At 51.4% G+C, this 20,896-nt stretch carries 17 protein-coding genes; 12 read left to right on the top strand and 5 right to left on the bottom strand.

The window, feature by feature from the left end:
* Nucleotides 1–2: 2 nt before the first annotated feature.
* The 3 genes from HK25_RS08580 to HK25_RS13500 form a co-directional block, all read right to left on the bottom strand.
* The gene (locus HK25_RS08580) at nt 3–773 is read right to left on the bottom strand and encodes a pseudouridine synthase (protein WP_086635941.1); all 771 of its coding nucleotides are present in this window, start codon (nt 771–773) and stop codon (nt 3–5) included.
* Nucleotides 774–900: 127 nt separating this feature from the next.
* Nucleotides 901–1,827, bottom strand: coding sequence for an aromatic amino acid DMT transporter YddG (yddG, locus tag HK25_RS08575; protein WP_086635959.1), 927 nt, complete (start codon nt 1,825–1,827; stop codon nt 901–903).
* Between the two features lie 400 nt (nt 1,828–2,227).
* Nucleotides 2,228–2,362, bottom strand: coding sequence for a hypothetical protein (locus HK25_RS13500; protein ID WP_255375959.1), 135 nt, complete (start codon nt 2,360–2,362; stop codon nt 2,228–2,230).
* 246 nt (nt 2,363–2,608) lie between these two features.
* Between HK25_RS13500 and HK25_RS08565 the strand changes: the two genes are divergently transcribed.
* The 5 genes from HK25_RS08565 to HK25_RS08540 all read left to right on the top strand — a co-directional run bounded on the left by HK25_RS08565 (nt 2,609) and on the right by HK25_RS08540 (nt 10,800).
* Nucleotides 2,609–3,043, top strand: a complete 435-nt coding sequence (locus HK25_RS08565; protein WP_086635958.1) for a nucleoside deaminase — start codon at nt 2,609–2,611, stop codon at nt 3,041–3,043.
* A gap of 192 nt (nt 3,044–3,235) precedes the next feature.
* On the top strand, nt 3,236–4,804 hold the full coding sequence (locus HK25_RS08560; protein ID WP_086553848.1) for a Do family serine endopeptidase: 1,569 nt from the start codon (nt 3,236–3,238) through the stop codon (nt 4,802–4,804).
* 263 nt (nt 4,805–5,067) lie between these two features.
* Nucleotides 5,068–6,180: an efflux RND transporter periplasmic adaptor subunit gene (locus HK25_RS08550; RefSeq protein WP_086635938.1), complete on the top strand. Its 1,113-nt coding sequence runs from the start codon at nt 5,068–5,070 to the stop codon at nt 6,178–6,180.
* Entirely contained in the window at nt 6,173–9,262 is a 3,090-nt protein-coding gene (locus HK25_RS08545; RefSeq protein WP_086635937.1) for an efflux RND transporter permease subunit, read from the top strand. Before HK25_RS08550 ends, HK25_RS08545 begins: the two co-directional genes overlap by 8 nt.
* Nucleotides 9,259–10,800, top strand: a complete 1,542-nt coding sequence (locus HK25_RS08540) for an efflux transporter outer membrane subunit (protein WP_233127759.1) — start codon at nt 9,259–9,261, stop codon at nt 10,798–10,800. The genes HK25_RS08545 and HK25_RS08540 overlap by 4 nt, the downstream gene beginning before the upstream one ends.
* Here HK25_RS08540 and HK25_RS08535 read toward each other — a convergent pair.
* On the bottom strand, nt 10,780–11,547 hold the full coding sequence (locus tag HK25_RS08535) for a Crp/Fnr family transcriptional regulator (protein ID WP_233127758.1): 768 nt from the start codon (nt 11,545–11,547) through the stop codon (nt 10,780–10,782). The genes HK25_RS08540 and HK25_RS08535 overlap by 21 nt on opposite strands.
* 262 nt (nt 11,548–11,809) lie before the next feature.
* On the opposite strand from HK25_RS08535, the gene HK25_RS08530 reads away from it, so the two are divergent.
* From HK25_RS08530 to HK25_RS08505, 6 genes are all read left to right on the top strand, one after another.
* Nucleotides 11,810–12,637 carry an OmpW family protein gene (locus HK25_RS08530; protein ID WP_086553851.1) on the top strand — a complete coding sequence of 276 codons (828 nt, stop codon included), beginning with the start codon at nt 11,810–11,812 and terminating at the stop codon, nt 12,635–12,637.
* Nucleotides 12,638–12,642: 5 nt separating this feature from the next.
* Entirely contained in the window at nt 12,643–14,025 is a 1,383-nt protein-coding gene (gene hemN, locus HK25_RS08525) for an oxygen-independent coproporphyrinogen III oxidase (RefSeq protein WP_086635936.1), read from the top strand.
* Nucleotides 14,026–14,162: 137 nt separating this feature from the next.
* Complete coding sequence (locus HK25_RS08520; protein ID WP_086553853.1) at nt 14,163–14,840, top strand: 2OG-Fe(II) oxygenase; 678 nt, start codon at nt 14,163–14,165, stop codon at nt 14,838–14,840.
* Between the two features lie 127 nt (nt 14,841–14,967).
* The gene (locus HK25_RS08515; RefSeq protein WP_086635935.1) at nt 14,968–16,605 is read left to right on the top strand and encodes an electron transfer flavoprotein-ubiquinone oxidoreductase; all 1,638 of its coding nucleotides are present in this window, start codon (nt 14,968–14,970) and stop codon (nt 16,603–16,605) included.
* A gap of 64 nt (nt 16,606–16,669) precedes the next feature.
* Nucleotides 16,670–17,419, top strand: a complete 750-nt coding sequence (locus HK25_RS08510) for an electron transfer flavoprotein subunit beta/FixA family protein (protein WP_086635934.1) — start codon at nt 16,670–16,672, stop codon at nt 17,417–17,419.
* Between the two features lie 2 nt (nt 17,420–17,421).
* On the top strand, nt 17,422–18,345 hold the full coding sequence (locus HK25_RS08505) for an electron transfer flavoprotein subunit alpha/FixB family protein (RefSeq protein WP_086635933.1): 924 nt from the start codon (nt 17,422–17,424) through the stop codon (nt 18,343–18,345).
* A gap of 84 nt (nt 18,346–18,429) precedes the next feature.
* Here HK25_RS08505 and HK25_RS08500 read toward each other — a convergent pair whose 3' ends face one another.
* Complete coding sequence (locus HK25_RS08500; RefSeq protein ID WP_086553857.1) at nt 18,430–19,095, bottom strand: TetR/AcrR family transcriptional regulator; 666 nt, start codon at nt 19,093–19,095, stop codon at nt 18,430–18,432.
* 151 nt (nt 19,096–19,246) lie between these two features.
* On the opposite strand from HK25_RS08500, the gene HK25_RS08495 reads away from it, so the two are divergent.
* A complete protein-coding gene (locus HK25_RS08495) occupies nt 19,247–20,734 on the top strand; it encodes an efflux transporter outer membrane subunit (protein ID WP_086635932.1) in 1,488 nt (495 codons plus the stop codon).
* Nucleotides 20,735–20,896 lie beyond the last annotated feature (162 nt).

The following is a 20,896-nucleotide window of genomic DNA, read 5'->3' as shown; positions in this document are numbered from 1 at the left end:
GTTTAGTTGCCTGTACGTGGTTTGCGTGTGGCCGGTTTGGCTGTCGGCGCAGCGGGAAGCTGGTCACGGATAATGCGGCTTTGCACTTCTTCCAGTTCTCCCCGCAGGAGTGTGCCAAGCTGAAAAGGTCCGTAATTTGTACGAATCAGGCGGCTGACATGCAGGTTAAGACCCATCATGACTTTTCTCACTTCACGATTTTTGCCTTCGCGCAGAGAGACCGTGAGCCAGGCATTGTCGCCTTTTTTAGAATCGAGCTGTGCATCAATGGGGCCATATTTGACACCTTCAAAGACGCTGCCTTCTGCCAGCTGTGCCAGCCGGGCCTCATCAACCACGCCAAAGACCCGTACCCGGTAGCGTCTGATCCACCCATTGGAGGGGAGTTCGAGGCGACGTGCCAGTTCACCGTCATTTGTCAGCAAAAGCAGCCCTTCGCTGTTGAGGTCAAGGCGACCAATGCTGATAACGCGGGGCATACCTTCAGGCAGTGACTCAAAAACAGTCTTGCGGCCTTCCGGGTCTTTATGAGTGGTCATAAGCCCGTCGGGTTTGTGGTAGCGCCACATGCGTGTGCGCTCTGGTTCTGCAACAGGTGCATTATCGAGTTGCACCAGGTCATGTTTCCGGACGAAAGTGGCTGGGTGTGTAACCGGTTGACCGTTTAGTTTGACGCGCCCCTGAGCGATAATCTGTTCTGCATCGCGGCGGCTGGCAATACCTGATCTGCTCAGCCATTTTGCAATGCGCTCTCCGCGTTCTTCTTCTGTCACCGTGCTGCTCCTGCCGTCTGGACATCATCATCAAAAATTATGATAGAAAAGATATGCCAGAATCAGAGGCGTTTTGCACTCTCTATACAACCGATAATATGCTTCTTTTTAAGGTTTTTCAGCTTTTTCAGGCAACAACTGAAGTCTGGTGCGTTGAAAGCCAGCAGATCAGAGAGCCTGCTGTGACCAGCAGTGAACCAAGCCAGAAAGTATGACCAGGCATCATGTGCAGTAGCAGGCTTGTCATGAGTACAGAAAGCACTGGTGAGAAGTAAGACGCCGTTGCCATAAGGGTCAGGTTGCCGTGCATTACGCCATAGTTCCAGGCTGAGTAGGCAAGTGTTGTTAGTACACCAAAGGTAAGCACCATAATGGCACCGTTAAAATTAAAATGCAGGGGCGGCTGGCTGGTGCTGAAATATTTGATCCATAATACGATGGCTGTCAGTGTCAGAAAGACAGGCACGCCGTTTTTACCCTCAGATATGGCGCGTGTTATTATAGTGTACACTGGCCAGGCTGTGGCTGCGATAAGTGCCAGCCCGTAAGCGACTGGGTTTGTGCCGATATTATGAATGATATGTGTGAATGAAATGCCCCTGTCACCCGATGACACCCACAGAATACCTGTAAGGCTGAGCAGCAGACCCGGGATCATACGCCAGTCAGCGCGCTGGTAGCCCAGCCATACAGCCAGAGCGATTGTAAAAGAAGGCCACAGATAATTCACCGTGCCGACTTCAAGGGCCTGCTGACGGGTCGTGGCATAGCCAATGGCCAGTGCAAGAGCTGTTTCATAGGTGATAAACAGTCCGCCGCCGATAATAAGATAGCGTTTTGAGAGTGCGCTAAAGGCAGACGGGCCGGTACAGAGCACAGCAATAACAGCACTGACTGTGAAGATCAGCGCTGAGCCACCAACAGCCCCAAAGGCTTCAGAAATGCCACGATACAGGCCAACAGTAGCGCTCCACATAAAGACAGCGCTTACGCCAGTCAGCGTTGGGAGTTCGATTGTATGACGGGGTAACTGCCCGGATGTCTGAACAGACATAACCACACTCCATGACCATGCGGCGGTCAGTGAAAAGATGGGGTATATGCTGGTTTCTGTTGTAGGATGCAATAGCTTTCTATTGCATCTGTATAAGTATTGTTCTCGATTTTATTTTTGGTGATGTGGTCTTTTATTGTTTTAATATCGAAATTAATTTTTACTCTGGTGAATACTTTAAGTATTTTTGTAGATTTAAAAGGGATGCAACCCCTGGTTTATAGCACACGGCAATGCAAAAACCTGCCTGATATGCTCAGATATAATGTTACGAGAGCAGAAGCTCTGACAATATTATCGCAGTGTCTGTGGCAGCACGCATTATTCAGCTGGCGTACAGTGCCTTTATATTACGCCGCTTCAGAGTAGCAGATTCTGTTATTAGCCCTGATACAGGAAATTAGTTTCCCGCGAGAAAAATACTGACAGAACGTGTTGTGATCGGACTGACCCAGTGATCTTTTTTGGTATCATGAGCAATAGAAAGGCTCAGGCCTAAAGCTGCTGCAGTAAGAACGAGAGTAAGACTATGCATGAGGAAGACCCCTTTCACGGTCGGCTTGTTTTGCCAGATATTCTCAGTTTCCAGCCTGTAAGAGTGGCCGGATGCTCAGGTATCAGCTCAACATTGAGTTACGGTATCTGCATAGCAGGATGACAGAAGAAGCAAGGCAGATGCAAGGAAAATATTGCCTTATTGTTGTCATAATTTGACAGTCATACTCGCCGGCAGCAACAGGCGTAAGGAGACATTTTGCCGAAAGATATCACGGCTGATGCGATGGAGCGCGCTGTTATGCTGGCGCACGAAGCCGCAGCCGCGGGCGAAGTCCCTGTTGGTGCTGTTGTTTTTTCTGCTGATGGTACAATGATCGGGCAGGCGCGTAATTGCGTTGAAGCCTGGCATGACCCTTCGGCTCACGCTGAAATGCTGGCAATGCGCGAAGCTGTGCAAAAGCGTGGCGGTCGCAGGCTGTCAGATTGTACACTTGTGGTAACACTTGAACCTTGCCCGATGTGTGCCGCAGCTTTGGCGCACTTCAGAATCGGGCGGGTCGTTTTTGGTGCCTATGACAGCAAAGGTGGCGGGGTTGAGCATGGCCCGCGTCTGCCTTACCGGGCTGAGACGTTGCATAAACCCGAGGTTGTTGGCGGTGTCAGAGAGCAGGAGTGTGCTGAAATGCTTAAAATTTTTTTTCAGACCTTGCGAAGGTAAAGCTGAGTCCAGATATCTTTTGGTGTGCAGAGTTTCTTTGTGCAGGGAATTACCTTTTTGCAATGACAGGCTCTTGCCTGCGAGAATCGGATAGTTCTGCGTGACAGCAAGGTCAGGCCGGGCTGAGTGTTGAAGATCGCGTTCGGGTGGCAGACGCAGGCCCGGGCCATGTAAAGGACAGTCAGAAACATAATGTCGGAAAAATCTGCATCAAAATTTTTCGGGCGGTTTCGCCGCAAGCATCTTTTAACTCTTATGGCCGGGGTCGCACTGGTGACCGATGCTGGCGCTGGTTTCGGGCTGGCTGCACATAATGCAGCCTATGCGCAAACTGTTCAGGGAGGGCTTATTACGCCGAGCAGCCCTGATCAGAAAATCCCTGATTTTGTGCATCTGGTGAAACAGGTCAAACCTGCTGTTGTTTCCATTACCTCTACCATTAAGGCTGATGCTGCCGCTGAAGAAGGTGGCGGTATGGGCGGTGGTGGCATGCCATTCCCGTTTCCGTTCCCGTTCCAGATGGCGCCTCAGAACAGCCGTCAGCTGATTGAAGCACGAGGTTCAGGCTTCCTTATTTCGCCCGACGGGTATGTGGTGACGAACAACCACGTCGTTAAAGGGGCGACGAAGGTTAAGGTTACGCTTGATGATGGCACGACTCTTCCCGCGAAGATTGTTGGCCGTGACGGTAAAACAGATATTGCTTTGCTGAAAATTACGTCATCGCAGAAGCTTCCTTTTATTGAACTGGGGAACTCTGATGATGTGCAGCCAGGTCAGTGGGTTGTTGCCGTTGGTAACCCTTACGGGCTCGGTGGTACGGTAACAGCGGGCATTGTTTCAGCGCGTGGCCGGGATATTAACGAGGGCCCTTACGATAATTTTATCCAGGTTGATGCCCCGATTAACCGCGGCAACTCAGGTGGACCGCTGTTTACGCAGGATGGTAAAGTTGTCGGGGTAAATACGGCGATTCTTTCTCCATCGGGTGGCGGGTCCATTGGTATTGGTTTTGCTATTCCGTCTGATACGGTCAGAAGTGTAACGGACCAGCTGCGTAAAACCGGTCATGTTGTGCGTGGCTACCTGGGTGTGAACGCGCAGAATGTTTCTCCGGCGATGGTTAAAGCACTTGGTCTGCCACCCGCTGCTGATGGTGCTGCGCCAGCGGGTGCTCTTATTGCGAGTGTCAGCTCAGATAGTCCGGCAGAGAAAGCCGGCCTGAAGCCTGAAGATGTTATTGTTAAATTTAATGGTCAGAAGGTCGCAACACCCCATGACCTGGCTGTGCGCGTTGCTTCTATCGCACCGGGGGAAAAGGTCGCAGTTGAGTATGTGCGTGCAGGTAAACCTGCAACAGCAACGGTCACCATTGGTAACCTTGCCAGTGCGTCAAATGACAGCGGTATCAGTGGTTCTGCGCCAGGACCTCATCTTGGTGTGGCACTGACGCCGCTGACTGGTGACATTCGTCGTCAGCTTGGTGTGGGCGATGGTGTTAAAGGGGTTGTTGTAAAAGATGTACAGCCAGGGTCAGCGGCCAGCATGGCTGGTGTGGCTCCGGGGGACATTATTCAGTCTGTCGGTGGCAAGGCCGTTGATACGCCGCGGGCTGTCGTGACGGCAGTACGCTCAGCTCTTGGTGCGAAGAAGCCTGTTCTGCTGCGTATTTTGCGTGATGGCCAGTCGCTGTTTGTTGCTATCTCAGCTGATGGTGATGACAGTAGTTCATCAGATAACGGTGATGATGACGATAACTGACACTGGCGGTTTTCTGGTCGTCTTTTCAAAAAAGAGCGTCAGCCTTCGGGCTGGCGTTTTTTTTATGATGTTTTGCTGGTCGAATATAAGCCTTATTTGCAGGGTAGAGAAAACGCGCCTGTCAGGAAAAGAATATCATAATGATGTAGCAGGCGTGTTATTCCTGCTTATGGTAGTTTATACCGTTTCTTTCTCTGGTATGAAGGCCGGGGCAGGGTGAGTATCGTGCAGTGCCTGGTGTGAGAAGGCCGGTAAGAAGTAGAATGATGTCTTTTGTTTTCAGGTCTGTGACCAGAGCTCTTTGTTATACGGCCGTTTCTCTGGTGTTGTATGCTTCCTCAGCGCAGGCTGCGTCAGGCTTTGTTGCCGGTAAGGATGGTATGCTGAGTGTACCTGAGGCTTCGCCTCTGCGCTCTCAGATACAGGTGGCTGCTGTTCAGGTCGGAATGCCACGCGACACACTGACTGTGCCAGGTAATATCGCTGCTGAACCAAGGCGTATTTTTCCTCTTCTTCCACCGGTAACCGGGCGTATTTTATCGGTGTCGGCCACACCTGGTCAGCATGTTGTACGTGGGCAGGAGCTGGTTCGTATTATGTCGGGCGATATGGCTCAGGCAGTGACAGATCAGGAAAAAGCTGAAGCTGGCTTACTGATGGCGCGCAGTGCAATGGTGCGTGCCCAGGAGGTCAGAAAGGCTGGCGGTGCTGCCACAAAAGATGTCGAGGCTGCTCATGCGGCCCTGCTGGATGCTGAGGCTGAAGAAGGGCGTGCCAGGCTGCGTTTGCTTTCCTTAACTGACAAATATGGCGGTGAAGGTGGCGTGCTGGTTTTGCGTGCTCCGGCAAGTGGTGTCATTGCCAGCCTTTCAGCCGCACCTGGTGTTAATATTACAGATATGACTGCACCGCTGCTGGTGATGGAGGATCTGTCAGAGATCTGGGTCGTTGCTAATATCGCCGAGGTTGATGGTAACGATGTTCAGGTCGGGCAATCGGTGGTCGTGAGCTTGCCTGCACGTGAAGGTATTGCAATTCCGGCGCAGGTTTCATCTGTCGAGCCGGATTTTCATGCCGATACCCGCAGGCTGCAGGCTATGATTGTGCTTGCCAATCCTGATGAAGATCTGAAGCCGAACATGTTTGCCTCAGTGGCTATTCAGATCAAACAGCCGGTAGGGCTGATGGTTCCTCAGTCAGCTCTGCTGATGAATAATGATACCGTTACAGTATTTGTCGAAACAGCTCCCTGGGTTTTTCAGCGCCGGGTCATTACGATTTCTTATGATGAGGGTGAGAATACACAGGTTCTCTCCGGGCTCAGGATTGGGGAGCGCATTATTGTTCGTGGCGGGGTGCTGCTGAACGATGATTGAGAAAATTATCGCTGCCTGTCTGCGCGAGCGTCGTATTGTCTTTTTTGCAATGGCACTTCTGGCTCTGTGGGGAGGTATGGCATGGAAAAACCTGCCTGTAGAAGCCTATCCGGATCTTGGGGCTGTTTCTGTTCAGATCAGTACACAAAGTCCCGGGCTGGCAGCTGAGGAGGTAGAGCAGCAGATTACCGTTCCGCTCGAGCGGCAGTTGTCGGCAACGCCAGGTCTGGTGAGCGGGCGCTCAAGCAGCACGTTTGGCCTCTCACTGATTAACCTGATTTTTAAGGACGGCATGGATGTTTATGCCGCCCGTCAGCGTGTTACTGAGCAGCTGGCACAGGTTAATCTTCCGGCGGGTGTAACGGCAAGTATGGGGCCGGTTACGAGCCCCTCTGGTGAGATTTATCGTTATACGCTTGAGTCTGACAGAAAAAACCTGATGCAGCTCTCAGAAGTGCAGAACTGGTTTGTTATTCCTGCTCTTCAGAAAATACAGGGTGTTGCCGATGTTACCAATTTTGGTGGCTTTACCCGGGAGTATGAGCTGCGCCTTGATTCGCATGCGCTGTACCGCTTTCACATTGGTATTAATACTGTGCTGGATGCGATTCGTAACAGCAGTATCAATGCTGGTGGCGGGCGTGTAACACGAGGGGAGCAGTCTTATATCGTCAGGGGCGTTGGTATGATCCATACCCTTGATGAGATGGGTGATATTCCTGTTACACAGCATGATGGTGTGCCTGTGTTCCTGCGTGAGCTCGGGCGGCTGCAGCTGGGTCACCAGGTGCGTGAGGGTATTCTGGGTAAAAACTCTAACCCTGATACTATTGAAGGCATTGTGTCGATGGTATCGGGCGAGAATGCGTCGCACGTTCTTGCATTGCTGCATACCCGTGTGCAGGAGCTGCAAAAGCAGCTTGATCCGCAGGGTATCCGCATAGTCCCCTATCTTGATCGTGATAACCTGGTGAGTGCCACGACTGAGAAGGTTACTCACACGGTGCTCGAAGGGGTCGGGCTGGTTTTTGTTATTCTTATTTTGTTTCTTGGCAGCCCGCGCAGTGCGATTGTTGCAGCGGTTACAATTCCGCTTGCGCTCGCATTTGTTTTTGTCGTGATGGGTTTGCTGAATATGCCTGCCAACCTTTTTTCACTGGGGGCGATTGATTTCGGCGTTATTGTCGACGGGGCAATTGTTGTAACTGAAGCGATTTTATGTCTGAGGGAAGCCCGGCCTGACCATACAATGACCTTGCAGGATGTGCAGGGGTTAACAGGGCATGTCGGGCGCGCCATTGTTTTCGCGACACTGATTATCATTGTGGCTTACAGCCCCTTATTTGCTTTTGTCGGGGCTGAGGGGCGTCTGTTCAGGCCAATGGCATATACTGTCAGCTTTGCTTTGCTGGGTGCATTGCTTTGCGCGATTGTGCTGACGCCTTCTCTGGCCTTTATTGCCATGCGCAAGCCGCATCGTATTTTCCACAATAAACCGCTTGAGAAACTCCATTGCTGGTTTCGGGCAGGCCTGGCGCATAGCATGAAACGCCCTGCTATAGCTTATTGCAGCGCACTTTCGGCTTTTGGTCTTGTTGTGGTGCTTGGTATGTATACCGGCCGCGAATTTTTGCCAGATATGGATGAAGGTGCTTTGTGGCTTCAGGTGCAGTTGCCTTCAGGGCTGTCGCTCCAGAAGGCAAGCGATATGGCAGATGAAGTGCGTAAAGCGGTTATGTCTTTTTCTGAGCCTTCTTACGTTGTTACGCAGCTGGGGCGCAATGATTCCGGCACAGATGCCTGGACCCCTTCTCATATTGAGGTGCCTATCGGGCTGAAACCATATAGCGCCTGGCCGAAAGGCGAGACCAAAGCGCAGTTCATCAGCAAACTACGTGATAAGCTGAACACTATTCCTGGTATAGAGTTTGGTATAAGCCAGCCAATTGCCGACGGTATGAATGATCAGGCCGGAGGGGCCCATTCTGCACTGGTTTTGCGTGTTTATGGCCATGACCTGCGTGAGCTGCGCAATATTGGTAAGCAGATTGTCGCGGTTCTTAAACAGGTTCCTGGCACAAAAGAAGCTTCGATTTTTCAGGAACCTGAAATTCCCCAGCTGAATATTACGGCAAACCGGCGTGCGGCAGCCCGTTATGGTATTTCAGTGTCTGATATTATGACGCTGGTTGGCAGCACGATTGGCGGCTCTGCCGTTTCGCAGATTTATATTGCCGACAGAACGTATGATGTCACAGTTCAGATCCCGCATGCTGATGTCGGTAACCTGCGTTCTTTAGGCCATTTGCCACTTATGGCTGACAATGGCGCGCTGGTGCCGCTTGAAATGGTGGCTTCTATTGCCTTGAAAACAGGTGAAGGCACAATTTCCCATGAGATGACACAGCGGCAGATCACTCTGCGCGTGGATAATGGTAAACGCCCGCTTTCTGAATATATGGCAGATGCGCAGGCACGTATTGCAGGTCAGGTGCATTTTGACCCGAGCTTTTACCGGCTTGAGTGGGCAGGTGAGTTTGAACAGGCTCAGCGTGCTGCGTCTCGTCTGGTTGTTGCTGTTGCGATTATGCTGGCGATTATGCTGGTGCTCTTATTTGGTGAGTTTCGTAAATTCCGTCAGGCTGCACTGGTGCTTGCTGTTGTGCCGCTGGCGCTGCTGGGTGGGCTTGTGGCTTTGCAGCTGCGGGGTGAAACATTGAATGTAGCAACAGCGGTCGGGTTTATTGCCTTATTTGGTGTTGCTGTGCAGAACGGTATTATCATGGTTTCTAACATCAACCGGCATCGTCGGGAGGGGGCTACGTTATACAATGCTGTGCTTGACGGGGCAGGGGAGCGGTTCAGGCCGGTGCTGATGACAGCGACGGTTGCCAGTGCAGGCATGTTGCCGGCAGCGGTTGCTACCGGCATTGGCACAGATGTGCAGCGCGGCCTTGCAACAGTCGTCGTGGGCGGACTTGGCATTGCGACATTACTGACCCTGTTTATTCTGCCTACATTTTATTACAAACTAGAGGCCTGGTATGAAAAACGGGCCCCTGAAAATGAGCCTGCTGCATGATGCGCCGTTTTTTTATGACAGGATGCGCACTAAGCGTTTTGCTTCAGGCCGGGTGCGCCGTCGGGCCTGATTTCAGAAAACCCGCTGCACCGGCTGGCGAGCAGTATGGTCAGGCAGGGCGCTCTTCACACGTGGCAGGTGTCACGGGGGAGGCAGAGCAGGCTGCCAGTGGTAGGCAGGGTGTCGGGCAGGTTTTTCATGTCGGGCAGGATATTCCCGCACAATGGTGGCGGCTTTTTCACTCTGAAGCACTGAATGCACTGGTGCAGAAAGCGCTTGATAATAATCCGTCACTTGAGTCTGCACGTGATGCGCTCTCAGCGGCACAGCAAAATAAGCTGGCGCAGCAAAGTGCATTTTATCCCAGCATTTCTGGTAGTTTTAACCCGACACGGAACAAAACGTCGCGCACGTACTCACCGGTCCCTAATAATAACTCGTGGCTTTATACGGTTCATACAGCTCAGCTGAATATCTCTTATGTGCCCGATTTCTGGGGTGGGGTACGTCGTGGGGCAGAGGCAGCTAAAGCACTGCGTAATGCACAACGTGATCAGCTTCGTGCTGTGTATCTGACACTGACCTCTTCGGTCGTTCAGGCCGCGATTGATTATGCTGCGATCAAAGCTCAGATTGAGACGACCCGTTCGCTCGTCACGCTCCAGCGTGATTTGTTAGAATCGGCTCGCATGCAGGAAAAAGCCGGCGAGTTCTCACGTAATGATGTCGCATTGCAGCATACGGCTCTGGCTCAGAACGAGGCGACACTGGCCCCGTTACAAAAGCAGCTTGAGCAGCAAAAGCATCTGATAGCAGCGCTTGTGGGTGATTCTCCGGATGTGCCTCAGCCTGAATTTACTTTTGATGAGCTGACATTGCCTGCAGACCTGCCGGTGAGTGTACCGGCTCGTCTTATTGAGCAGCGCCCGGACATTCGTACAGCACAGGACAACTGGCATGCAGCCTGCGCGCAGGTTGGTGTTGCTGTGGCCAATCGTTTGCCCAATATCGAGCTGGGAGCAACGCCCGGGTTTGCGGCGGCCTCTATCGCGAAAATGGCCGCTCCCGGATATGGTCAGTGGCAGATTGCCGCTATGGTAACGCAACCATTGTTTGATGCAGGTTTGCTCAGGCACCAGGAAAATGCAGCCCGGGCGGCTTATGACCAGGCGGCGTCAGAGTATCGTTCCACCCTGATCACCGCGCTGCAGGATGTTGCTGACACTTTTACGGCCTTACGCCTTGATGCCACAACCCTGGCAGATAATGCTGAGGCAGCTACTGCGGCTGGTGAAAGTCTTAAAATCTCACTGGCACAGTACAAATATGGTGCTATCAGTCAGATCGTGATGCTGAATGCCCAGCAGGCTCATCTGGAGACAGAGCTGGCTCTGGCGCAGTCACGTGCTGACAGGTTGTCTGATACAGTCGCTCTTTTTCAGGCTCTGGGTGGCGGCTGGTGGAATAATCACGAGTCTGATGCTCCGCATCATCCATCCTGGCATCCTGATAAAGGCCTATCCGTGCTCCTGCCCTGAGGCCAGTTTTCTGAGTGTGTCCGGAGCCAGAATATTGATACTGTGGTGTGAGGTGACAGCAATGATTTGCTCGCGCCGCAGGTTGCTTAGCGTACGGCTTACAGTTTCGATAGTCAGCCCCAGATAGTCAGCAATGTCTGAACGGTTCATTGGAAGTGACACCGGGATTATTGTTGTGTCAGCAGTGCTGTGCTGATGGAGGATACGTGACAGCAAAAAAGTTGAAATTTTTTCGCGTGCAGTTTTTCGCCCCAGTAGCAGCATCTGCTCCTGTGCCTCGGCCAGTCTGAGAGTGAGGCGGTTCATCAGCTGATGTTTGAAGGCCGGGTGGCTGGCCAGCAGATGGTCAAGTTGTGGGTGGAAAAAACGGCAGACTTCCACCGTATCAATGGTTTCGGCCCCAAAGTTGCAAATATCGGAGGATGTCAGGTCGAGAAAATGCCCTGCGTCTGCGAAGCCAATAATCTGGCGTCTTCCATCGGGCAGGGATTTGAACAGCCTGATTGTACCCGAAACGATATTGAAAGAGGCTAATGGTGTACTGCCTTCCTCGATCAGTGTCATTCCGGGAGGGAGGCTCAGTTTTTGTGAAGCATCGGCAAAAGCCGCAGGTGTGTTTTCGCTCGCTGTGATACAAACACTGTGCTGGCGTGTCTGGCACATCATACATTTCTGAGGTGTAACATCAGGCGTGAGAGAGCTCAGAGGCTGTAACGCCGGGGTAAACGGATGAATGTAAGATGCCATCAGAAATCTACCCGATCAAATGCACTCAGAAATGTTAATACTTTCTTAAAGAGTAACAGAGGAATAAAGCCATTATTGTAGAAAACTCTAATGAAACTATTAACTTTTAGTAAAAAACCAGAAAACTGTGACTTCTAAATCACACTCCCTGAATCAACATATGGATTATGGCATAATTTTGATCTGTATCAAGGTGTGGAGATTTGATGCGTGATTGTAGCAGACCATCACGTAGCGCATTTCAGGGAAACGTATAATAGCCATGATTAAGATTCGTTCTTTATTTACCGCAATGATTGCCGGTGTGGCAGCGTTTTCCGGCGCAGCAGGCGCTAAGGCGGCTTCTGCTAATGCGCAGTATGTTAATGCTCCTGTTGTGAGCACACTTCCTGCCGTGCCCCGTTCTCATGAGCATTGTGGTTTGTTTCAGACCTGCGCCAGCACAAAAATTGGTCTGGGTGCGGGTGATTTCATGATCCGCCTGTCCGGTGTTGGTGTTCTGCCACAGGATCGTGACAGTAATGTCTCTATTACGGGTGGTGGCTTCAGCCGTCATACCCCGCTGAGCCATACGCATATTTCTACGACAAACGCAGCAATGCCTGAGCTGACGTTTGAGTATTTTATTACCGACAACCTGTCTGTTGACCTCATTGCAACCAGCACGCGCCATAAAGTGTCAGCTGTCGGCAGCGATCTGCCAGCCCTGGGTGGTCCGCACAGTCTTAGCGTGGGTAAAGCCTGGGTTCTGCCTCCTACGCTGACATTCGCATGGCATTTCCGTCCCCATAAGCGTTTCAACCCTTATGCCGGCGTTGGTGTTACGGCAATGTGGTTTCATAACATGAAGGGTAACCAGAACGCTTTTCTGGGGCTGAACAAACTTAATGCCGGTTTTACCGGAGGCCCTTCTGTTAATGTCGGTTTTGACTATCAGCTGGTGGGTAACTGGTTCTTTAACGCCGATGTTAAGCAGATGTTTGTGCGTATGCATGCATGGGTGCAGAACACACCAGAAACCATTCGTGTGCGTGCGCATGACTCGCTTGACCCAACCGTTGTGTCAGCAGGTATTGCTTACCGGTTCTGATCCTTATGGCAGTCACCTCTGTTACTGAGCTGATTGCACGATATAGCGGGAATTTACCCCGCTATACCAGCTATCCGACAGCAGTCAGCTTTACTGAAGCTGTCGGACCTGACCAGGCTGAGGTCTGGCTGAAGCAGCTGCCTGAAGCTGCGCCCCTTTCTTTTTATTTTCATGTGCCATTTTGTGATGAGCTTTGCCGTTTTTGTGGCTGTAATACTTCAGTCATGCGGCAGGAAAGCGGACGCGCAGCGTATGGCAATCTGCTGACTGAAGAGTTTTCGCGTATCATTGCTCTCGTGGGTACGCAGCATAGTGTCCGGCATATTCAGTTTGGCGGGGGAACACCCTCTACACTGCCACCCGCGACTTTGCGTCTGATTATGTCAGATATTCTGGCTTCATGTCGGGTTGAGGATGGTGCTGAGCTATCTATGGAGCTTGATCCACGCCATGTGCCGCAGGATTATCCTGCCCTGCTGGGTGAGCTTGGGTTTACCCGTATCAGTATCGGTGTGCAGGACCTGAACGAAAAGGTGCAGCAGGCCTGCGGGCGTATTCAGAGTTTTGAGCAGACTGAAGCCTGTGTTTCTGCCGTGCGTCAGGCCGGTGTGCAGGGCGTGAATATTGATCTGATTTATGGTCTGCCGTTTCAGACGCAGGAGAGAGTGGCTGAAACGGTCAGGCGCATTGTTACGTTACGACCCGACCGTCTTGCTGTGTTTGGTTATGCTCATGTGCCGTGGAAACAAAAACGCCAGACCCTGATAGCAGAGGAAAGTCTGCCAGGAGCGCAGGAGCGGCTGGCGCAGCGTGCAGTGATGGATGAGGTGCTTTGCGAAGCGGGTTATGTGCCCGTTGGTCTTGATCATTATGCCTTGCCAGAAGATGCTCTGGTAAAATCTGCTCAGTCCGGCACTTTGCGTCGTAATTTTCAGGGCTATACCGTCGACTCGGCTGAAGCTCTTATTGGCGTTGGTGCCTCAGCAATTTCGATGCTGCCTGATGGTTACGTACAGAATATAACCTCAGCGGCGGCTTATGCTCGTGCGCTTTCAGAAAATGCTACTGCCCTGCCTGTGGTCAGAGGGGTTGAGCGGACATCAGATGACCGTCTGCGTGGTTACCTGATTGAGCGGCTGATGTGTGATATGCAGGTTGACCTGGCGACATCCGGCTTAAATCCTGAATATTTTTCTGCTGAAGTGGCAGCACTTGCTCCGATGGTTAAGGATGGCCTGGTATTGTGTGAGGGCAGCATGATACAGGTGACGAACAAGGGGCGTCCGTTTTTGCGTAACATTGCCGCAGTGTTTGATGTACGTCGTCAGAACCTGCCATCTGCCGGGGCTGTGCAGGCCTCATCTCCTCGATTTTCATATGCGATCTGAACTTTTTATTTGATATCTGCCCCTGACATGTGTTGATTGCACAGCAATTTTGTCCCACTTTGCACCGGATGGCTGCCTTTTGCTGCCGTTTTTGTTATCGTGATGCTGTGTTGTGTTACCGTTAAAGGATAAGGCAGATGCTTTCTGATGCCCCGCTCACCGAGATGGACTCTGCTTCGGCATTTGTACAAATGCTTGCTGAGACCCCCTGTGAACCTTATCCTTATGACCACTGGTCACTGAAATCTGTTCTTCCCTCTGATGCATGCGATGCTCTTGTGGCCTGGGACCCGGGGAGTGATGCCCTTGCAGGAGATGTTGCAGGCCGGCGTGAGACCCGCAATAAATTTCGGATTTTTGTGGATGAGACAACACGTGCCCGTGACAGCCGTCTCGATCGCCTTGCTCATATTATAGATAGCCCTGAGGTCCGGCAGGGGTTTGAGCGTTATTGTGGTGCGAGCCTTGAGGGGACGGCGCTGCGTCTTGAGCTGTGCCTTGATACTGAGGGGTTCTGGCTTGAGCCGCATACAGATATTGGTGCAAAAAAACTGACATTGCTTATTTCGCTTTCGCAGGATGAAAACGCGAAAGACTGGGGCACCGATCTCATGTCGCCAGAGGGGGACTCTCTTGTCCGGGCATCAGGTCTTTTTAACACCGGGGTCTTATTTATCCCTTCAGATAAAACCTGGCATGGTTTTGTCAGCCGCCCTGTGACAGGAGTGCGGCGTACGCTTATTGTTAATTTTGTTGACTCCAGCTGGCGTGCGGTTCACGAGCTGGCGTTTGGTCCGGCCCGCTCAGGGCACTGAGACCAGGCAAAAACATGCGATAAGGCACCCGTCTGTGCGTCACTGATAAGCCAGTTTTTTGCAATTTTTGTTGCATCTGGCTTATGGAGTGGGTGCCCGATTTTTTTTCAGAGAGGACAGAGCAGGAATGAGTGAAGCAGAACGCGAATCTATGTCGTTTGACGTCGTGATTGTCGGCGGCGGACCGGCCGGTCTGGCTGCGGCTATTCGCCTGCGTCAGCTTTCTCCGCAAACCAGCGTCTGTCTTATCGAAAAAGGAAGCGAAATCGGCGCGCATATCGTTTCCGGTGCCGTTATTGAACCGCGTGCTCTGAGCGAACTGCTGCCTGACTGGAAAGAGCGCGGTACTCCGTTAAACACACCGGTTGCGACTGAGGATATGCTGTTTCTTACTGAAACACGCAGTTTCCGAGTGCCGGCACTTGATAAATTCATGCCGCATATGGCTAATCATGGTAATTATATTGTCAGTCTTGGTGAAGTCTGCCGCTGGCTGGCCGCACAGGCAGAAGAGCTTGGTGTCGAAATTTATCCCGGCTTTGCTGCATCTGAAGTGCTGATAGAAAACAACCGCGTTGTGGGTGTCGCAACTGGCGATATGGGCATTACGCGTGATGGCAAACAGGGCCCGAATTATCAGCCTGGCATGGAGCTGCGTGCAACATATACGCTTTTTGCTGAAGGCTGCCGTGGTTCGCTGACCAAGCAGGTCATGCAGCATTATGACCTGCGTAAAGGTGTTGATCCGCAGACTTATGGCCTTGGTATTAAAGAGGTCTGGGAAGTGCCGCCTGAGAAACACCGCCCGGGTCTGGTTCAGCACAGCTTTGGCTGGCCACTGGATGATAATACGTATGGCGGTGCCTGGCTTTACCATTTTGGTGAAAATCTGGTGTCTTATGGTTTCGTAATCGGGCTTGATTACGCCAACACCTGGCTGTCACCGTTTGATGAGATGCAGCGTGTGAAACTGCACCCGGCTTTTCGCAAACATCTTGAGGGCGGGCGTCGTATCAGTTACGGGGCCAGAGCGCTGTCAGAAGGCGGGTTGCAGGCTATTCCGCGTCTGACCTTCCCTGGTGGAGCACTAACCGGCGATTCTGCTGGTTTTCTTAACGTGCCAAAAATCAAAGGCACACATACAGCAATGAAGTCAGGCATGCTTGCAGCTGAGGCGCTTGTTGATGCTATGAGCACAGAGCGTGTTGAGCCGGCTTCTTACGTACAGCTTATTAAAGAGTCATGGTTGTGGGATGAGCTGAAGTCAGTGCGTAACATACGCCCGGCTTTTGCCCGCTTTGGCATGAAAAAAGGCGCTGTCTATTCAGCGATTGATGCCATGCTGCTGAAAGGGCGTGCCCCCTGGACCCTGCATTTCCGTCATCAGGATAATGAAGAGCTTCTGGCGGCTTCTTTGTGTGAAAAGCCAGCTTACCCTAAGCCGGATGGCAAACTGACATTTGACCGTCTTTCCTCTGTATTCCTGTCAAACACAAACCATGAAGAAGATCAGCCTGTTCATCTGCGCGTGAAAAATCAGGGGTTGTGGAGAACGGTGAACTGGGATGTTTTCCACTCACCTGAGTCGCGTTATTGCCCGGCAGGTGTGTATGAGGTTGTTAATGAAACCTCAGAGCCTGCCCTGCATATTAACGCCCAGAATTGTGTACACTGTAAAACCTGTGACATTAAAGATCCGGCCCAGAACATTGACTGGACTGTGCCAGAAGGGAGCGGCGGGCCGAACTATCCTGCGGGCATGTGATTTTTTTTTTAAAATACGGTATGTCTGGTAACGAATAACTCTGCATTTCCAAGCGAAAGAAGCCATGAAGATTGTAGTACCGATCAAGCGGGTTGTTGACTACAACATTAAACCGCGTGTTAAGCCTGATGGTAGTGGTGTTGAAACCACTGGCGTTAAGATGTCTATGAATCCTTTTGACGAAATAGCTGTGGAAGAGGCTGTTCGTTTAAAAGAGAAAGGCGTGGCCACTGAGGTTGTTGTGGTCTCTGTCGGTGTGCAGCAGGCACAGGACACTCTGCGTACAGCTATGGCAATGGGTGCAGACCGCGCCGTTCTGGTGCTGTCAGAGGAAAGTCCTGAGCCCCTCGCTGTGGCAAAAGTGCTCAAAGTGATCGTTGCGAAAGAAGAGCCAGGTCTGGTTATTCTGGGTAAACAGGCCATTGATGATGACATGAATGCAACCGGTCAGATGCTGGCGGGTCTGCTTGGCTGGGGTCAGGGCACTTTTGCCGGTAGTGTTGAGGTTGCTGACGGCAAAGTGAAAGTCAGCCGGGAAATCGATGGTGGCACAGAAGATGTCTCCCTCGTGCTGCCAGCAATTGTCACTGCTGACCTGCGCCTGAACGAGCCACGTTATGCGTCTTTGCCTAACATTATGAAGGCAAAGAAAAAACCGCTCGAAACACTGAATGTGGCCGACCTGGGTGTGGATACGACTCGTCGCCTGACGATTGTTTCAGTTGCTGAGCCTGCTGAGCGTAAAGCTGGTATTAAAGTCGAAACGGTGAGCGAGCTGGTTGAAAAGCTGCGTAATGAAGCAAAGGTGATCTGATTATGACAGCTCTTGTTCTTCTGGACCATGAAGACGGTCGGATCAAACAGGCTGCTCTGTCTGCCGTAACAGCCGCCACACAGTTTGGTGACGTGCATGTTCTGGTAACGGGTGAGCGCAGCGTTGCTGAGGCAGCCGCTAAAATTTCTGGTGTCACGAAAGTTCTGCATGCAGCAGATGCTCTTTATGCCCATGAAATGGCTGAACCACTGGCTGCATTGCTGGTGTCACTGGCCGGTTCATATGATCAGATTCTGGCATCAGCCAGTGCTGTTGGTAAAAACGTGCTGCCACGTGCGGCGGCTCTGCTTGATGTGCAGCCGGTGCCTGATGTGGTTCGTATCGTTGATGCAGACACATTTGTACGTCCGATTTATGCGGGTAATGCTCTGGCAACTGTTAAATCATCTGACAGCAAAAAAATTCTGACAGTCAGAAGCTCAGCATTTGATGCCGCTCCGGCTGAAGGCGGTTCAGCTGCAATTGAAGAAGTTGCTGCTGTTGAAAACCCGAATGTGTCAGAGTTTGTTGCGGTTCATCTCTCAGCTTCTGAACGTCCGGAACTTGATTCAGCCCGTGTGGTTGTTTCTGGTGGCCGTGGTCTTCTTAGCGAAGAGAAGTTCCGTATTCTTGAGCCGCTGGCTGATACACTGGGCGCTGCGATTGGTGCTTCCCGTGCTGCGGTCGATTCTGGTTTCGTTTCAAACGAATATCAGGTTGGCCAGACAGGTAAGATTGTCGCCCCTGAGCTGTATATTGCGTTTGGTATTTCTGGTGCCATTCAGCATCTTGCCGGCATGAAAGACAGCCGTGTGATTGTTGCTGTGAACAAAGACCCTGAAGCACCAATTTTTCAGGTCGCTGACTACGGTATTGTTGGTGATCTGTTTGAGATTGTCCCTGAGCTGACAGAAAAACTAAAATAATTTTTCGTTTTTCGGTTACCTGAAAAGCCTGTCTGCGCCGCAAGCGTATGGCAGGCTTTTTAGTATCAGGAGAGTGCGCTCCGATCAGACTCTGGCAGGCTGAGAGTTTTTTTCATGCACAGACAGAAAAACATCAACAACCGTGTGTATGACCTTCTGGCGCTCAGCTTCTTCATTTTCAATAACCATATTGAAGCGCTTTTTGTGTGTAATGCGCGTCTGACACATGGTGAAAAAAAGCTCGGCCGCAAAAACCGGATCTTCAACCTGTAGCAGGCCCTGCCTCGCCTGGGCTGATAGCCACTCAGCAAGTGTTTCAATGGCAATTTTGGGTCCGTTTTTCCAGAAAACATCTGTCAGTTTAGGAAAGTGAGGCGCTTCGGAGATAATAATCCGGTAAAGCATCAGGCTTTCTGGCAGCGTAGTCAGGTTAATAATTGCCTGTGCAATGGCGGTCAGCGTTTCACGAACAGGCTGGTTGCGTTTTATAGGCTCAAGGGCTGTAGGGAGCTTTTCACGGCAGTTTTGCTCGACAAATGCTTCAAACAACTCAGCTTTGCAGGTGAAGTAATTATAGAGTGTCCCTTTGGAAACATTGGCCTCACGGGCAATGGCAGACATGCTGGCCCCTTCAAAGCCATGCTGAGCGAAAACAGCTCTGGCACCATCCAGAATTTGCTGGCGTTTGGCTTCAGACTCCCCTGTAAGAGAACAGGTGTCTGAAGGGGGAGAGCAGGGCAGGGCAGGCATTGTCTGTAATTATTTCCTTTATCCTGACGATTGACGTCATAGTGAAAAACGGTAGGTTACCATGCTGACCGAACCGATCGGTCAGAGCAAGAGAGAATTTTAGTTTAGGAGCAGACAGGTGGCAAAACGGTACAGATTAAAGGCGGCTACGATGCTGTTTCCGGTTTTGCTAAGTGGTTGTGCGGTTGGGCCTGACTTTAAAAAACCTGAAACATGGACACCAGCCCAGTGGCAGCATGCCAGCCTTGAGCAAACGTCCCGCGCGCTGAGTGTTCCGGTTAACCAGGCTCCTGATCCGCAGTGGTGGTCTGTATTTCATGACCCCGAGCTGGTTTCGCTTGAGCAGAGACTGGCTACACAGAATCTGGATATTCTTCAGGCAACGCAGCAGATGGCTGTCAGTCGAGGGCAGTTGCTTCTGGCCGGGGCTGAGCGTTTTCCTGATCTGGCAGCTACAGGTTCATACCGGCGACAACAGTACAGCAGCAAGCAGCTGGAATCAGTTATTAAGCGTATTGGCAAAAATGCTCCTGAGGGGTCAGATGCTCTGCTGTCTTCTCAGGCTGCAAACGCGTCTATTCCATTGCTTAATCAGTGGCAGGATGGCCTTCAGGCGAGCTGGGAAGTTGATCTGTGGGGGCGCGTACGTCGTCAGTATGAGGCTGCGAAGTCTTATTTGCAGGCAACGGTTGAGCAGCGACGCGGTATCCTTATTGCACGTCAGGCTGAGCTGGCTCAGGATTATTTGTCTTTGCGTAGCACACAGGAGCAGCTGCGTATTACCAGACGGAATAAAGAAGTCGCGGTTCAGATGCTCGATCTTAGCCGGAATCGTTATAATAGTGGTCTGGTTAGTGAACTTGATGTTGAGAGTGCCCGTTCGCAGGTTGAAGACACCAGCGCCCGTATTCCTCAATATGAGCAGCTTGCTGAGCAGCAGATTAATGCGATTAACCTGTTGATGGGAGCGCCCCCTGGCGCGCTGAATGCTGAACTGCAAACGCCATCCGTCATTCCGTCTTTGCCACCCGTTGTGCCTGTTGGTGTACCTTCAGAGGTGGTGCGCCGCCGTCCTGATATTCGTCAGGCTGAAGCTGAGCTGCACGCAGCAACAGCTGAAGTGGGGCAGGCTGAGGCTGACTTTTACCCCAAAGTCACCATTGATGCCGGGTTTGGTATGCAATCCTTCTCTTTCCGTGATCTTGGGATGTGGGGTGCACGCGCCTGGAACGTCGGCCCATCTATCAGTATTCCAATTTTTCAGGGCGGGCGTTTGGTTGGGCAGCTTAGGATGAAGAAAGCGTCTCAGAAGACGGCGGCTTTGCGTTATCGCAAGACGGTTCTGACGGCCTGGAGTGAAGTCGATAATGCACTGACAAAATATGAAGCAGAGCAAAAGCGTAATATGGCACTGAAAGCACAGGTTGCTGCTGACCAGCGCTCACTTAGCCTGTCACGTGATTTATATCGTCAGGGATTAAGAACTTTTCTGCCGGTGCTGGATGCAGAACGTCGCGTCTTATCTTCTCAGACGGCTTTGACGACCAGTAATGAAACGATGTCAGAGAATCTTGTGCGTTTATATAATGCGATTGGTGGTGGCTGGGAGGAAATCTATCCTGAGGCGAAGAACGGCTGAAATAAGCGCTGTTTTTCGATGAAAATTTCCTTATGAAATTTTCATGATTTTTTTAATTTTTATGATTGACGTTACGGTTTTGTGTCTGTAGAAGGGGGTCATCGAGAGCGGATGGGGCTCTGGAGGCTGAGGCTTCCGGGGTTTTTTCTGACTTTAGCGGTC

The sequence above is a fragment of the Acetobacter sp. DsW_059 genome (assembly GCF_002153695.1).
Classification (GTDB): domain Bacteria; phylum Pseudomonadota; class Alphaproteobacteria; order Acetobacterales; family Acetobacteraceae; genus Acetobacter; species Acetobacter thailandicus.
The sequence above is the reverse complement of the archived record's forward strand: the minus strand, read 5'-3'. Positions and strand labels throughout refer to the sequence as shown.

What these genes read in the sequence shown, in the direction of transcription:
- HK25_RS08505 (WP_086635933.1), top strand. Translation starts at nt 17,422, where the DNA reads ATGACAGCTCTTGTTCTTCTGGACCATGAAGACGGTCGGATCAAACAG.
- HK25_RS08520 (WP_086553853.1), top strand. Translation starts at nt 14,163, where the DNA reads ATGCTTTCTGATGCCCCGCTCACCGAGATGGACTCTGCTTCGGCATTT.
- HK25_RS08550 (WP_086635938.1), top strand. Translation starts at nt 5,068, where the DNA reads ATGATGTCTTTTGTTTTCAGGTCTGTGACCAGAGCTCTTTGTTATACG.
- HK25_RS08500 (WP_086553857.1), bottom strand. Translation starts at nt 19,095, where the DNA reads ATGCCTGCCCTGCCCTGCTCTCCCCCTTCAGACACCTGTTCTCTTACA.
- HK25_RS08545 (WP_086635937.1), top strand. Translation starts at nt 6,173, where the DNA reads ATGATTGAGAAAATTATCGCTGCCTGTCTGCGCGAGCGTCGTATTGTC.
- HK25_RS13500 (WP_255375959.1), bottom strand. Translation starts at nt 2,362, where the DNA reads ATGCATAGTCTTACTCTCGTTCTTACTGCAGCAGCTTTAGGCCTGAGC.
- HK25_RS08565 (WP_086635958.1), top strand. Translation starts at nt 2,609, where the DNA reads ATGGAGCGCGCTGTTATGCTGGCGCACGAAGCCGCAGCCGCGGGCGAA.
- HK25_RS08560 (WP_086553848.1), top strand. Translation starts at nt 3,236, where the DNA reads ATGTCGGAAAAATCTGCATCAAAATTTTTCGGGCGGTTTCGCCGCAAG.
- HK25_RS08535 (WP_233127758.1), bottom strand. Translation starts at nt 11,547, where the DNA reads ATGGCATCTTACATTCATCCGTTTACCCCGGCGTTACAGCCTCTGAGC.
- HK25_RS08510 (WP_086635934.1), top strand. Translation starts at nt 16,670, where the DNA reads ATGAAGATTGTAGTACCGATCAAGCGGGTTGTTGACTACAACATTAAA.
- HK25_RS08515 (WP_086635935.1), top strand. Translation starts at nt 14,968, where the DNA reads ATGAGTGAAGCAGAACGCGAATCTATGTCGTTTGACGTCGTGATTGTC.
- yddG (WP_086635959.1), bottom strand. Translation starts at nt 1,827, where the DNA reads ATGTCTGTTCAGACATCCGGGCAGTTACCCCGTCATACAATCGAACTC.
- HK25_RS08540 (WP_233127759.1), top strand. Translation starts at nt 9,259, where the DNA reads ATGATGCGCCGTTTTTTTATGACAGGATGCGCACTAAGCGTTTTGCTT.
- HK25_RS08495 (WP_086635932.1), top strand. Translation starts at nt 19,247, where the DNA reads ATGCTGTTTCCGGTTTTGCTAAGTGGTTGTGCGGTTGGGCCTGACTTT.
- hemN (WP_086635936.1), top strand. Translation starts at nt 12,643, where the DNA reads ATGGCAGTCACCTCTGTTACTGAGCTGATTGCACGATATAGCGGGAAT.
- HK25_RS08530 (WP_086553851.1), top strand. Translation starts at nt 11,810, where the DNA reads ATGATTAAGATTCGTTCTTTATTTACCGCAATGATTGCCGGTGTGGCA.